The 12,223-nt window shown below is 65.0% G+C and carries 11 protein-coding genes; 6 read left to right on the top strand and 5 right to left on the bottom strand.

From position 1 onward, the window contains the following. Positions 1-12 precede the first annotated feature (12 nt). Entirely contained in the window at positions 13-759 is a 747-nt protein-coding gene (locus M1P90_RS04525; protein ID WP_483701463.1) for an ABC transporter ATP-binding protein, read from the bottom strand. After that, positions 740-1,501, bottom strand: coding sequence for a TetR/AcrR family transcriptional regulator (locus M1P90_RS04520; RefSeq protein WP_483701462.1), 762 nt, complete (start codon positions 1,499-1,501; stop codon positions 740-742). Before M1P90_RS04520 ends, M1P90_RS04525 begins: the two co-directional genes overlap by 20 nt. A 212-nt stretch (positions 1,502-1,713) precedes the next feature. On the opposite strand from M1P90_RS04520, the gene cysK reads away from it, so the two are divergent. After that, on the top strand, positions 1,714-2,646 hold the full coding sequence (gene cysK, locus M1P90_RS04515) for a cysteine synthase A (protein ID WP_483701461.1): 933 nt from the start codon (positions 1,714-1,716) through the stop codon (positions 2,644-2,646). Positions 2,647-2,728: 82 nt separating this feature from the next. Here cysK and M1P90_RS04510 read toward each other — a convergent pair whose 3' ends face one another. Further along, on the bottom strand, positions 2,729-3,397 hold the full coding sequence (locus M1P90_RS04510; protein WP_483701460.1) for a BON domain-containing protein: 669 nt from the start codon (positions 3,395-3,397) through the stop codon (positions 2,729-2,731). A 167-nt stretch (positions 3,398-3,564) separates the two neighbouring features. Between M1P90_RS04510 and ada the strand changes: the two genes are divergently transcribed. From ada to yedA, 3 genes are all read left to right on the top strand, one after another. Then, on the top strand, positions 3,565-4,611 hold the full coding sequence (gene ada, locus M1P90_RS04505; protein WP_483701459.1) for a bifunctional DNA-binding transcriptional regulator/O6-methylguanine-DNA methyltransferase Ada: 1,047 nt from the start codon (positions 3,565-3,567) through the stop codon (positions 4,609-4,611). Positions 4,612-4,770: 159 nt separating this feature from the next. Continuing rightward, positions 4,771-5,256, top strand: a complete 486-nt coding sequence (locus tag M1P90_RS04500) for a DMT family transporter (protein ID WP_483701458.1) — start codon at positions 4,771-4,773, stop codon at positions 5,254-5,256. Then, a complete protein-coding gene (gene yedA / locus M1P90_RS04495; protein ID WP_483701457.1) occupies positions 5,253-6,143 on the top strand; it encodes a drug/metabolite exporter YedA in 891 nt (296 codons plus the stop codon). Before M1P90_RS04500 ends, yedA begins: the two co-directional genes overlap by 4 nt. 72 nt (positions 6,144-6,215) lie before the next feature. Here yedA and M1P90_RS04490 read toward each other — a convergent pair whose 3' ends face one another. After that, positions 6,216-7,508 carry a nickel pincer cofactor-dependent isomerase, group 22 gene (locus M1P90_RS04490; protein ID WP_483701456.1) on the bottom strand — a complete coding sequence of 431 codons (1,293 nt, stop codon included), beginning with the start codon at positions 7,506-7,508 and terminating at the stop codon, positions 6,216-6,218. Positions 7,509-7,564: 56 nt separating this feature from the next. Continuing rightward, positions 7,565-8,710, bottom strand: coding sequence for a LacI family DNA-binding transcriptional regulator (locus tag M1P90_RS04485; RefSeq protein WP_483701455.1), 1,146 nt, complete (start codon positions 8,708-8,710; stop codon positions 7,565-7,567). A gap of 333 nt (positions 8,711-9,043) precedes the next feature. Between M1P90_RS04485 and M1P90_RS04480 the strand changes: the two genes are divergently transcribed. Both M1P90_RS04480 and M1P90_RS04475 read left to right on the top strand, forming a co-directional pair. Then, positions 9,044-10,972 carry a glycoside hydrolase family 127 protein gene (locus M1P90_RS04480; protein WP_483701454.1) on the top strand — a complete coding sequence of 643 codons (1,929 nt, stop codon included), beginning with the start codon at positions 9,044-9,046 and terminating at the stop codon, positions 10,970-10,972. A gap of 200 nt (positions 10,973-11,172) precedes the next feature. Beyond that, on the top strand, positions 11,173-11,961 hold the full coding sequence (locus M1P90_RS04475; RefSeq protein WP_483701453.1) for an SDR family NAD(P)-dependent oxidoreductase: 789 nt from the start codon (positions 11,173-11,175) through the stop codon (positions 11,959-11,961). The last annotated feature ends 262 nt before the right edge of the window (positions 11,962-12,223 follow it).

The following is a 12,223-nucleotide window of genomic DNA, read 5'->3' as shown; positions in this document are numbered from 1 at the left end:
CTCCTTCCCGCGTCACATCTGCCGCAGCCACTCGGCCACCAGCGCGCCGTTTGCACCATTCGCGCCATTCTGCTGGTCGAGCTGCAGTGCGTCAACAATCACGCCGTCGCGCAGAAACACAATCCGATTGGCGTAGGAAGCGATGTGCGCGTCGTGCGTCACCATCACCACCGCGCGGCCCCAGTCGTCGGCCACCTGCCGCAGCAGCCCGGCAATTTCGTCGGACGAGCGCGTGTCGAGGTTGCCGGTTGGCTCGTCGGCCAGCACCAGCTGCGGCTCGGCCACCAGCGCGCGCGCAACCGCGACACGCTGCTGCTGCCCACCCGAAAGCTGGTCGGGCCGACTACTCAAGCGATGCCCCAGGCCAACTTTCTTCAGCCACTCGGTTGCGCGCGCGCGGCCCTGCTCGGCCGGCACGCCGTCGAGCGTCAGCGGCAGCGCGGCATTGTCGACCGAATCGAGCATGGGAATGAGGTTGAACGACTGGAACACAAAGCCGATCTTCTGGCGGCGCAGGCGCGTCAGCTCGTCGTCGGGCATCTCGCCAATCGACACGCCGCCGATCAGCACGCGCCCGCTGCTTGGCCGGTCGAGCCCGCCCAGCAGGTAGAGCAGCGTGGACTTCCCGCAGCCGCTCGGCCCCATCACCGCCACAAACTCGCGCGCCTCAACGCTCAGGTTCGCGTGGTCGAGCGCCGTGACGGTGGTTTCGCCCGCGCCATACACGCGGGTCAGTTCTTCAGCCTGAATGAGCGCCATTCGTCCCACCTGTGGCAGTGTCTGCCACCATATCCGCAGCCTCGCCACCCTCACTCGTCGCCTCGGCCCAGGCGCGCAGCACGCCCGCCTCGGCAATCGTCAGCGACCCGGGCGCAGTGCCCAGCACGCGCTCGATCGCGTCGGCATACACGGCCAGCGTCTGCTCCATGCGCTGCGCCTTGGCGGCGGCCGGCTCGCGCGCTAATAGCTGCTCGGTCAGCAGGTCGCCAAAGTCGTGCGCCAGACTGATCACAATCATCCCAACCTGCTCGGGAAACGCGGCGTTGATCGTGCCCTCGGCCACGCCCTGCCGGGCAATATCGGCCAGCAGCGGGGCCAGGGTGCGCAATGCTGCCATGCGCAATTTGTGGCGCATAATCGCGTTGCTGTCGTCGTACCACACGCGCATCAGCGTGAGCATAAAGGCTTTCTGCTCCAGCTTCCAGGTATTTGCCACCGCGAAAAAGCGGTTGTACTTCGCCAGCGCCGAAAGCTGCGGGTCGCGCACAATCGGCAGCAGCCGCTGCACGGCACCGTCGAGCTGCCGCTCGACCAGTGCTTCCATCAGGGCATGCTTCGAGCCAAAATAATGGTAGAAGGCGCCCTTCGAAATTTGCAGCGCGTCGAGCACATGCTGAATCGACATCTGCTCGTAGCCGATGGTCGAGACCAAACGCTGCGCGGCATCCAGAATCTCGCTGCGCCGGGCGGTGTATTCGTGCGCTTTGACCGTGCGTGCCATAGATTCGCTTTCAATAAACCGACCGTCGGTCTAATTAAGTGCCAGTATACGACGGAGCGCGCCGCGCGTCAATAGTCTTGTTCAGCCGTTCGGGTGTATAATTGGCAACACGCTCACGCCAAAAGTAAACGCGCTTTTACGCTTGACGCATCCTGATGCGCTGAGTACAATACGCAGTAATTTGATACACAAACACAACAAAGGGGGATGTGATGGCGAAGATCTACAATAATATCACCGAGCTGGTGGGCCACACGCCGCTGGTGCGCCTGAACCGCGTGAACGACACGCAGGCGACGGTGGTAGCGAAGCTGGAGTTCTTCAACCCGGCCAGCAGCGTGAAAGACCGCATTGGCCTGGCGATGATTGAGGCGGCCGAGCGCGAAGGCAAGATCAAGCCGGGCGAGACAGTGATTGTGGAGCCGACCAGCGGCAACACCGGCATTGGCCTGGCATTTGTCGCGGCGGCCAAGGGCTACCGCATTGTCCTGACCATGCCCGACAATATGAGCCTGGAGCGGCGCAAGCTGCTGAAGGGTTTTGGCGCCGACCTGGTGCTGACGCCAGCCGCCGAGCGCATGCCCGGCGCGATCCGCAGGGCCGAAGAGATCGCCGCCGATATCCCGAACGCCTGGATTCCGCAGCAGTTCCAGAACCCGGCCAACCCCGAGGTGCATCGCGCCACCACGGCCGAAGAGCTGTGGGACGACACCGACGGCAAGATCGACTTTCTGGTGGCGGGTGTTGGCACGGGCGGCACGATCACTGGCGTGGCCGAGGTGCTGAAAGCGCGCAGGCCCGAGTTCAAGGCCGTCGCCGTCGAGCCCGAGGGGTCGCCGGTGCTGTCGGGCGGGCAGGCTGGCCCGCACAAAATTCAGGGCATTGGCGCGGGTTTCGTGCCCGATGTGCTGAACACCGGCATTATTGACGAGATCATTCAGGTGGGGAACGACGACGCCTTCGACATGGCGCGCCGCCTGGCCAAGGAAGAGGGCCTGATGGTGGGCATCAGCTCGGGCGCGGCGGCCACCGCTGCCCTGCGCCTGGCGCGCCGCCCCGAGAACGCTGGCAAGCTGATTGTGTTCATTGTGCCGAGCAACGGCGAGCGCTACCTCAGCACCGCGCTGTTCCCCGACGAAGCCTAGTGAAGTTTTGAGTGTTGAGTGTTGAGTTTTGAGTTAGCCCAGTGCTAACTCAACACTCAACACTCAACACTCAACATTAGCCCTACTCTAGCCCGCGCACCTGCAGTTCGTCCACCACTTCCTCAACGCCCTCCACATACTCAGCCACGGCCAGCAGATTATCGCTGTCGGTCAGGTCGTCGACATGGCCGCGCAGCGTCACAACGCCACCGCGCGCCACAATTGCAATGCGGTTGACATACGCGGTTGTGCTGCTATCGGCGCGAATAGCCTCGCGCACGCGCGTGCTCATCTCGTCGTCGCTGGGCATGAAATCGCTGTGGTGGTCGGCATCGTAGGGCTCGTCGAGCGCGGAAACGCCCAGGCCGCTGGCAACTTCTGCGCCGCCCAGGTCGTCGCTCGGCACCGTCGGCGGGTCGATTGGCGGGATGTAGGTCATGCCTTCCTCCACCGCCTCCATGGCGTCGTCGGTCTCGCCCTCGCGCAGTTCCAGCTCGGTCAGCAGCTCGATATTGTCCATGTCCTCGGGCTGGCCATCGGGGTCGTCCAGTTCTCCCTCGTCCACATCGGTGCGCGAAAAACCCGCGTCGGCCTCGACCTCGTCGGCGGCGAAAAACTCGCCCTGGTTGTCGGCGTCGCGGTAGCCGGCCATGGCGCGCAGCTGCGTCTCGATTGGCGGCGCGGGCGGGTTCAGCGGCGTGTCGGTCGCGGGGTCGCTGCTCGGGCGCTTCGATGCGTTTGTATCAGTCATTTTCGTTTTCTCCTTGTGTTATTCTGCCGCTTCTTCTGCACGCAGCGTGCCAGCGAAAATACGCAATTCGGCGCTTGCCACGCGCAAGTTTGAAGCGCAAGATTCGGATAGACGCCCGCCGCCGAGCGCGCTATCATGCAGCTATGTAAGACGACAAGGAGAGCGCAATGAATGAAGAACGTTGCTGGCAGGCGGTCGCCACCCGCGATGCGACGATGGATGGCCAGTTTTTCTACGCGGTGCGCTCGACGGGCATCTACTGCCGGCCGAGCTGCCCGTCGCGGCGGCCCCGGCGCGAGCTGGTGCAGTTTTTCGGGCAGGCCGCCGCTGCCGAGCAGGCCGGGTTTCGCGCATGCCGCCGCTGCCACCCGCGCGAAAACGGGGCGAGCCCGGCCCAGCGCGAGCTGGTGGCACGTGCATGCGCCGCGCTCGACGCAGCCGGTGAGCACGCGCCCACGCTGGCCGAACTTGGCGCGCAGCTTGGCATCAGCCCGTTTCATCTTCAGCGCAGCTTCAAGCGCGCGATGGGCATCACGCCGCGCCAGTATGCGGCCGCGCGCCGCGTCGAGCGCCTGAAAACGCAGCTTAAACAAGGGGAAAACGTGACACACGCACTCTATGACGCTGGCTACGGTTCGAGCAGCCGGCTGTATGAGCAAGCGCCCGAGCGCCTGGGAATGACGCCCGCCACCTACGGGCGCGGCGGCGCGGGCGCGCAGATCGTCTATACCATTGCAGAAACGGCCCTCGGCCAATTGCTGGTGGCGGCCACCGCGCGCGGCATCTGCTTTGTCAGCCTGGCCGACGACGCGCCCGCGCTCGAAGCCGCGGTGGCGAAAGAGTTCCCCGCCGCCGACATTGCCCGCGACGACGCCGCACTGGAGGCGTGGGCCGGCGACATTGTGCGCGAGCTGAGCAGCGATGCTTCCGCGCTCGATCTGCCGCTGGATGTGCGGGCCACCGCATTCCAGCAGCGCGTCTGGCAGGCGCTGCGCGCCATCCCGGCCGGCAGCACGCGTAGCTATGGCGAGCTTGCGGCGGCGCTGGGCCAGCCCACTGCCGCCCGCGCCGTGGCGCGCGCCTGCGCGACCAACCCGGTGGCGCTGCTGGTGCCCTGCCACCGCGTCGTGGGCGAGGGCGGCGACATGCGCGGCTACCGCTGGGGCGTGGAGCGCAAACGCGCCTTGCTGGAACAGGAAGCCGAAGGGCGATAGAACCGAGAAGCAAGCAGCCAGCAGTCGGCAGTTGGCAGTAAGCGCTGATACAACGTGCAAACCTGCGAACCTGCAACTTGCAAACAGCAGAACCGCAGAAAAGGCGTATAGCATACGCCGTATGTGCCGAAACAAAAGCTCGCTTTTTATGGAGCAGCAATGAGCATGGAAAAAGCGCTGGGTGAGCGCGCGCGGCCGAGTCTGCTCGGCGCGGTTGGGCCGGAGCTGGCCCAGCTTGTGGTGGTGGGGCTGTGGGCTTCGACCTTTATTGTCACCAAGCACGCCTTTGACGAGCTGTCGCCACTGGCCTTCACGTTTGTGCGCTTTGGGCTGATGACCGTGCTGGCCTTTGCGGTGCTGGCAGCGCGCCACGGTCTGCGCTCGCCAGCGGCGCGCATTGCGCGGGCCGACCTGCCGCGCTTTCTGATGGCAGGGCTGGCCGGATACACCTTCTACCAGCTTGGCTTTGTGCTGGGCCTGCACGAAACCTCGTCCTTCGCCAGCTCGCTGCTAATCGCGATGGTGCCGCTGTTTACGATTGTGTTTCTGGCGCTGCGCGGCGAGCGCACCGGCCGGCGCGGCTGGCTCGGCCTGGCAACCATTCGCACGCCCGCGCGGGCACGTGCTGCAAAAGGAGACGCATGAGTACGCTTGTTGTTCCCGCCGAGCGCGCCCCCGACCGGCGCGTGGGCATTGCGCTGGCCTTGCTGGCCGTGTATGTCATCTGGGGTTCGACCTACCTGGCCATTCGCTATACACTCACCAGCTTCCCGCCCTTTCTGATGGCGGGAATGCGCTTTACACTCGCTGGCACGCTGCTGCTGCTGCTGGCGCGCTGGCGGCGCGGCGCGTGGCCCACCCGCCAGCAGTGGCGCAACGCCGCGCTGATTGGTGGGCTGCTGCTGGTGAGCGGCAATGGCGTGGTGGTGTTTGCCGAGCAGTGGGTCACGTCGACCATGACGGCGCTGCTGCTGGCGACCGTGCCGATCTGGACGGCGCTGATGGCCGGGATCGGCGGGCGCTGGCCGCGCCGGCTCGAATGGCTTGGGCTGGTGCTGGGCTTCGCGGGGATTGTGCTGCTGAACCTGGAAGGCAACCTGCGCGCCAACCCGCTCGGCGCGGCGGCGATGGTCTTCGCAGCACTGAGCTGGTCGCTCGGGTCGGCGCTGAGCCGCCGGCTCGACCTGCCGGCCGGGCTGATGGGCAGCGGCGCGGAAATGCTCTGCGCCGGCCTGATGCTGCTGCTCATCGCGCTGGGCCTGGGCGAGCACATGACCACGCTGCCCAACCCGGCGGCGCTGGCTGCGTTTGTCTACCTGATTATCTTCGGCGCGCTGGTGGCCTTTAGCGCCTATGGCTTTCTGCTGAGCTACGCCCGCCCCGCGCTGGCCGCCAGCTTCGCCTATGTCAACCCGGTGATCGCGGTTGCACTTGGCGTTGGGCTGGCGGGCGACACAATTGGCGTGGCGGGCATTGTGGCGATGGGTATTATTCTGCTGGCCGTGGTGTTGGTGATGGTGGCGAAAGAGTAGGGTTGAATTGCGCAAAATCTACGCACTACGCACTTCTAATCATAGTGCGTAGTGCGTAGTGCGTAGTCATTCTTATGTCACGCTGAACATGCCCGCCCGGTCGAAGGCGATTGGAGTTACTTCGCCCAGCACCTCGACACGGCCCGTCGCCAGCAGCTCGGGCAAGAGCGGCTCGGATGCCCAGAACTCCTCGATGTGCTTGGTGTCGGTGATGCGAGCGATGCGCGCCGTTTCGGGCTCGGTGCGCAGGCAGCAGGCCAGCGCCACCAGCAGCGCCTGCTGGTCGTTGTCGACTGCTATTGGCAAACGCGCGCCTTCGGGCGTTTTGGCCGTCACGACATTCATGTAGGTGCTCCGGTAGTCGATCCGCTCGATCACACGGCGCAGCGCCACGTCGAACAGGCCGATGCCGGTGGCATTCCCCTCGGTTGCGGGCGTCAGGCCGCGCACAATCAGGCGCTGGATGCGCGGCAGGAAGTCAAGGTTCTGCCCGTAGTAGCGATTGACCACATTCGTATCCGCGCCGATGCCGCTCACATCCTTGCCAATCGCGTCCACCACCAGCACGTCGATGCGTTCGCCGGGCAGGCGCGGCATCCACTCGCGCGCCATGGTCAGCAGCTCTTTTTCGCGCTCCTCGATCTGCGGCGTCGGCACGACCTCGACATGCGCGAGGCTGCCATGCCCATCTTCGATCAGCGCCACGCCAAAGGGAATCTGGCCCTGCGCCAGCGTGAAGCGCGCCACGGCTGGAATCAGGGTGTGGAACTCGGGGAAGCCATAGCTGTGGAAGGTGTCGGCGCCCTTCTGCTTGCCCAGGCCAATCGCCACCATCTTCATCAGGCCCGACTCAATCACGCCGTGAAAGTCGGTGTGCGGCTTGACGCGCCCAACCGGAATGACGGCATCGGCGCTGCGGTGGGCGGTCGCATCGAACCAGACCGGCACGCGCGCGGTGCCGCCCGCCACCGGCTGATCTTCGACATAGCCGAGCAGGTCGGTTTCCATGCTGGCGCGAATCGGGCAGCCGATCTTTTCCTCGGTGACGCCATATTCCGCCAGCACCGCCAGCTGGCCGGCCGCAGTTGCGCCGCCGTGGCTGCCCATGGCCGGCACCACAAACGGCTCCGCGCCCAGCTTGCGCACCTCGGCGGCGGCGGCGCGCAGCACCTGATCGATGCGATCAATGCCGCGGCTGCCGCCAGTCAGCGCCACGCGCATGCCCGGGCGAATGGCAGCCTGCACCGCAGAGTGGGCAAAGGCCGCCGCCACAGCCGCGCCAACATCCTGCAAACCGGCATCGTACAGGCGCTGGCGCACCTTCACCCAGCGCGGCAGTTCGCCACGCTCGAAAACCTCCCACATTGCGATCCTCCTTTGGCACGCATGGTTGCGTCATTGGGCACGGGGCGATGCGCGAATTATAGCAGCTTGCGGCCGGGCTGTGGCGCGGGAAACAGCGTGGCCGAATGCTCGGACGACAGCTCGGCCAGGTCGGAATCAAGCAGCTCTTCCAGCCACGCCGCGCTCGGCCCGCCGTCGCCGCCTGCCCCCGACGAGGCGCGCACCACCAGCTCGACCGCGACCGAATGGCTGCTTGCTTCGCTTGCCGCGCCCGAAAGACGCGCCAGCAGCAGCTCGCTGGCGGTGCGGCCCATGGCATACTGCCGCACGCGCACAGTCGTCAGCGCCGGCTCGACCAGCGACGCCAGCGCGATGTCGTCAAAGCCCACAATCGCCAGCTCGGCGGGAATTGCGCGCCCCAGCCGCCGCGCTGCGATCATCGCCCCGACCGCAATCAGGTCGTTGTAGCAGAACAATGCAGTTGGCCGCCCCTCCTGCAACATGTGCAGGGCCGCGCCGTAGCCACCGCGCAGGGAAGGCATGCATTGCACAGCCAGCGCCGGATCGAAGGCGAGGCCGGCCTGTTCAAGCGCTTGGCGATAGCCCTCGGCGCGCTTTTCGGCGGCAGTACGCAGCAGCGGGCCGCCCAGGTGGCCGATGCGCGTGTGGCCCGCAGCGATCAGGTGCTCGGTCGCCAGCCGCGCCCCCGCCCCATTGTCGATGTCGATCACGGTGGTGTTGGCGTGCGGGGCCGGGCAATCTTCGGCCACAATCGGGATGGTGTCGTGCACAATTGCAGAAAGCGTGGCCGCGTCGGAGCGCGCGCCAAACAGCAGCAGCCCATCCACGCCGCGATCGACCAGCATGGCGAGGTAGCCCTGCTCCTTCTGCTGGTCTTCGCTGGTGTTGCACAGAAAAAGAGTGTAGCCAGCCGCGTACAGCACATCTTCGCAGCCGCGCACCACCTGCCCAAAAAACGGGTTGGTGATGTCGGGAATGACTACGCCGATGGTTTTGCTGCGGCCCGTGCGCAGGCTGCTCGCCAGCCCGTCGGGCCGGAAGCCCAGTTCGTCAATCGCCCGCTGCACCTTCTGGCGCGTTGCGTCGCTGATATAGGGCCAGTTATTCACGACATTCGAGACGGTTTTGGGCGAGACGCCGGCATGCGCGGCTACGTCGCGCAGCGTGACCTTCTTTTTCGGGCGGTTCCTGCGAGGGAGCATGGCGCTTCTTTCGTGTGCGGGGGCTGGTGCGTTCGCGTGTATTATACCTGCAAGCGCAGCACACGCCGACTTGCCGCACGAATCGGGCGGCGGAACGGGAAATGAGTCGTGTCAAATTCCCAAAATTCATCCACAGATTTCGCAGATTTCGCAGATAACAAACCTCATATCTGTGTAATCTGTGGATAGATATCGCTCCCCAAAAGCCCTTCGTGCCTTTGTGCCTTCGTGGCAATCGTTCCTAACAACGGTGAATTGACAGCATGAAACTGCGGTGCTATAGTCGTGTACATCGTTGTACACATCGGTATACTTGCCGCGAAAGGAGCACCAATGAGCCAGGAACGCGATCTTCCGCGCCCGGTGCCGCTTGCGCATGTCGCGCTGGACGATGCCTTCTGGGGGCCGGTATATACGCGCCTGCGCACAGTCACGCTCCATGACGTGTTTGGCAAGTTCGAGCGCGACGGCGCGTTGGCGAACTTCGCGCGCGTGGCAGCAGGCTTGCGCGGCGAGCATCGCGGCTTCCCCTGGTTCGATGGTCTGGTGTTCGAGACAATCCGCGCCGCCGCCGATTTTCTGGCAACGAGCTACGACCCGCAGCTCGACGCGCGGCTGGATGGCTACATTGCGCAGATTGCGGCGGCGCAGGCGGCCGACCCCGACGGCTACCTGAACACATATGTCACGCTGATGTGCCCGGAAACGCGCTGGGGCGCAAATGGCGGCAACCAGCTCTGGAGCCACGAGGAATACAATGCTGGCTGCCTGATCGAAGCGGCGGCGCACCACTTCCGCGCCACCGGCAAAACCAGCCTGCTCGCGCTGGCGGTGCGTTTCGCCAACTCCCTGTGCGAGTATATTGGCCCGCCGCCGCGCCACAACATCGTTCCCTCGCACTCGCTGCCCGAAGAAGCCCTGCTGAAGCTCTACTGCCTGCTGCGCGACGCGCCCGATCTGGCCGCACAACTCGGCGTTGCCAACCCCCACATCTATCTCGATCTGGTGCGCTTCTGGGTCGAGGGGCGCGGCAATCACGCCGGGCGCGTGGGCTTCACCGAATACGCGCAAGACCACCGCCCGGTGCGCGAGCAGGAGGCGGCCGTGGGCCATGCCGTGCGCGCCACGCTGTTCTATACCGGCCTGGCCGCGCTGGCAAACGAAACCGTCGCAGAAGATTACCGCACTACGGCGGCGCGCCTGTGGCACGATGTGACTGCGCGCAAAATGTACCTGACTGGCGGCGTTGGCTCGATCAACCAGTACGAGGGCTTTAGTTTCGGCTACTACCTGCCGAGCGACGGCTACAACGAAACCTGTGCGGCGGTTGGACTGGCCTTCTGGGCCGGGCAGATGCACGCCGCTTTTGCCGACGCCGCCTACCCCGACGTGGTCGAGCGCGTGTTGTACAACGGCGCGCTGGCGGGAGTGTCGCTCGGCGGCACCACCTACACCTACCAGAACCCGCTGGTCAGCCACGGCGAGCTGCACCGCTGGGAATGGCATTCCTGCCCGTGCTGCCCGCCCATGCTGCTCAAGCTCTACGCTGCGCTGGGCGAGCAGATCTACGCCCACACCCACCGCGACATTTTTGTTCAGCAGTATATTGGCAGCACGGCGCGCATCGCATTGGAAACGGGCGAAGTTACGCTTGCGCTCGATTCGGCGCTGCCGTGGCAGGGCCATGCCACCATCACGCTCGAACTGGCAGGATCGCAAACCTTCGCCCTGCGCCTGCGCGTGCCGGGCTGGTGCCCCGCGCTCGCCATCCGCGTCAATGGCGAGGAACACATGGCCCCAATCGCGCAGGGCTACGCCGTGATCGAGCGCGCGTGGCACAACGGCGACCGCATCGAGCTTGAGTTCGCTATGCCAGTGTTGCGCATAGCCGCGCACCCGTCGGTCAACCAATTGCTCGGGCATGTGGCACTCCAGCGCGGCCCGCTGGTCTACTGCCTCGAAGGAATCGACAACCTGGCCGAGCCGGTGCTTGCGCCTGTGCCGCAGCTTCAGCCCGAGTGGCAGCCCGCGCTGCTCGGTGGTGTGATGGCGCTGCGCGGGCACGCCGCCGACGGCAGCGGTTTTCAGGCGATTCCCTACTTCGCCTGGGACAACCGGCCCGCCGACGCTGCGGAGGATTGGATGGCGATCTGGCTCAGGCAGGACGGCAACCACGCGCTGCGCCACACGCTTGACGGCGAGGACCGTGCCGGCTGGGAGCACGCGCTCTACCGTGCCCTGCCCAATTCAGAAGATACTTAACCGCAAAGCGCGCAAAGGACGCGAAGAATCGGGTTGATGCAAAAGAGTGAGTAGTGCGTGATGCGTAGTGCGTAGTGCGCGTGGTCGCAAGTTCTCGGTTCTCGGTTCTGTGGTTCTGTGGTTCTGTGGTTCTGTGGTTCTGTGGTTCTGTGGTTCTGCGGTTCTTGGTTCTCGGTTCTTGGCGACAAAAAGGAAACGCAATGCAGCAGGAAGCACCCATCGCCGGGCAGGTGGCGATTGTCACCGGCGGCGCGCAGGGCATTGGGCGCGCGATTGCGCTGCGCCTCGCGCGCGACGGATTCTATCTCGTCGTGGCCGACCAGCAGCAGGCGCAGGCCGAAACCGTGGCCGAGGAAATACGCGCCAGTGGCGGCCAGGCGCTGGCGCTCGCAATTGACGTGACGAGCGCAGCCGACCGCGAGCGCCTGATCGGGGAAACGCTCGCCACCTTCGGCCGGCTGGATGTGCTGGTGAACAACGCCGGCATTATTCGCGCCGCCATGCCCGCCGACGTGACCGAAGAGCACTGGGACGCGGTGATGGGCGTGAATGCCAAGGCTGTTTATTTCTGCGCGCAAGCTGCCCTGCGCCACATGCACGCCCAGCGCAGCGGCCGCATCATCAACATCGCCTCGATTGCCGGCAAGCTCGCCAGCACGATCTACCACCCAATCTACAACGTCAGCAAGGCCGCCGTGATTGCAATGACCAAAACCCTCGCGCTGGCGCACGCCGCCGACGGCATTCGCGTGAACGCAGTGTGCCCGGGTGTGGTCGCAACCGCCATGCAGGATGAAGTCGACCGTGAGTTTGCGCGCGTGACCGGCCGCGCCCCCGAGGTTATCCGCGCCGAGCGGCTGGCGCGCATCCCAATCGGCCGGATCGAGCAGCCCGAAGAAGTCGCGGCGCTGGCGTCGTTTCTTGCCAGCCCCGACGCCGCCTACATCACCGGCGAGGCGTTCAACGTCAGTGGCGGCATCCTGGCATAGCAAGCCGCTGAGAGCGTTTACCACGAAGACACGAAGACACGAAGGGTTGCGAATACTTTGCTCGCTTCAAACCTGCTTGTGTATCAATAGGGAACTTCAAAATCTTCGTGCCTTCGTGCCTTCGTGGTTCTGTAAAATATCGTCATTCCAGAAGGAAACTGAATGAGCGAACGCTTGAACGGCAAAACCGCGATTATCAGCGGCGCAAACCTGGCCGTGCATGGCGGCTACGCGGCGCAGTAGATCGTAGTGCGTGGCGCGT

It is taken from the genome of Kouleothrix sp. 19917 (assembly GCF_057073505.1).
This window is presented reverse-complemented; position numbering and strand designations above follow the sequence as displayed.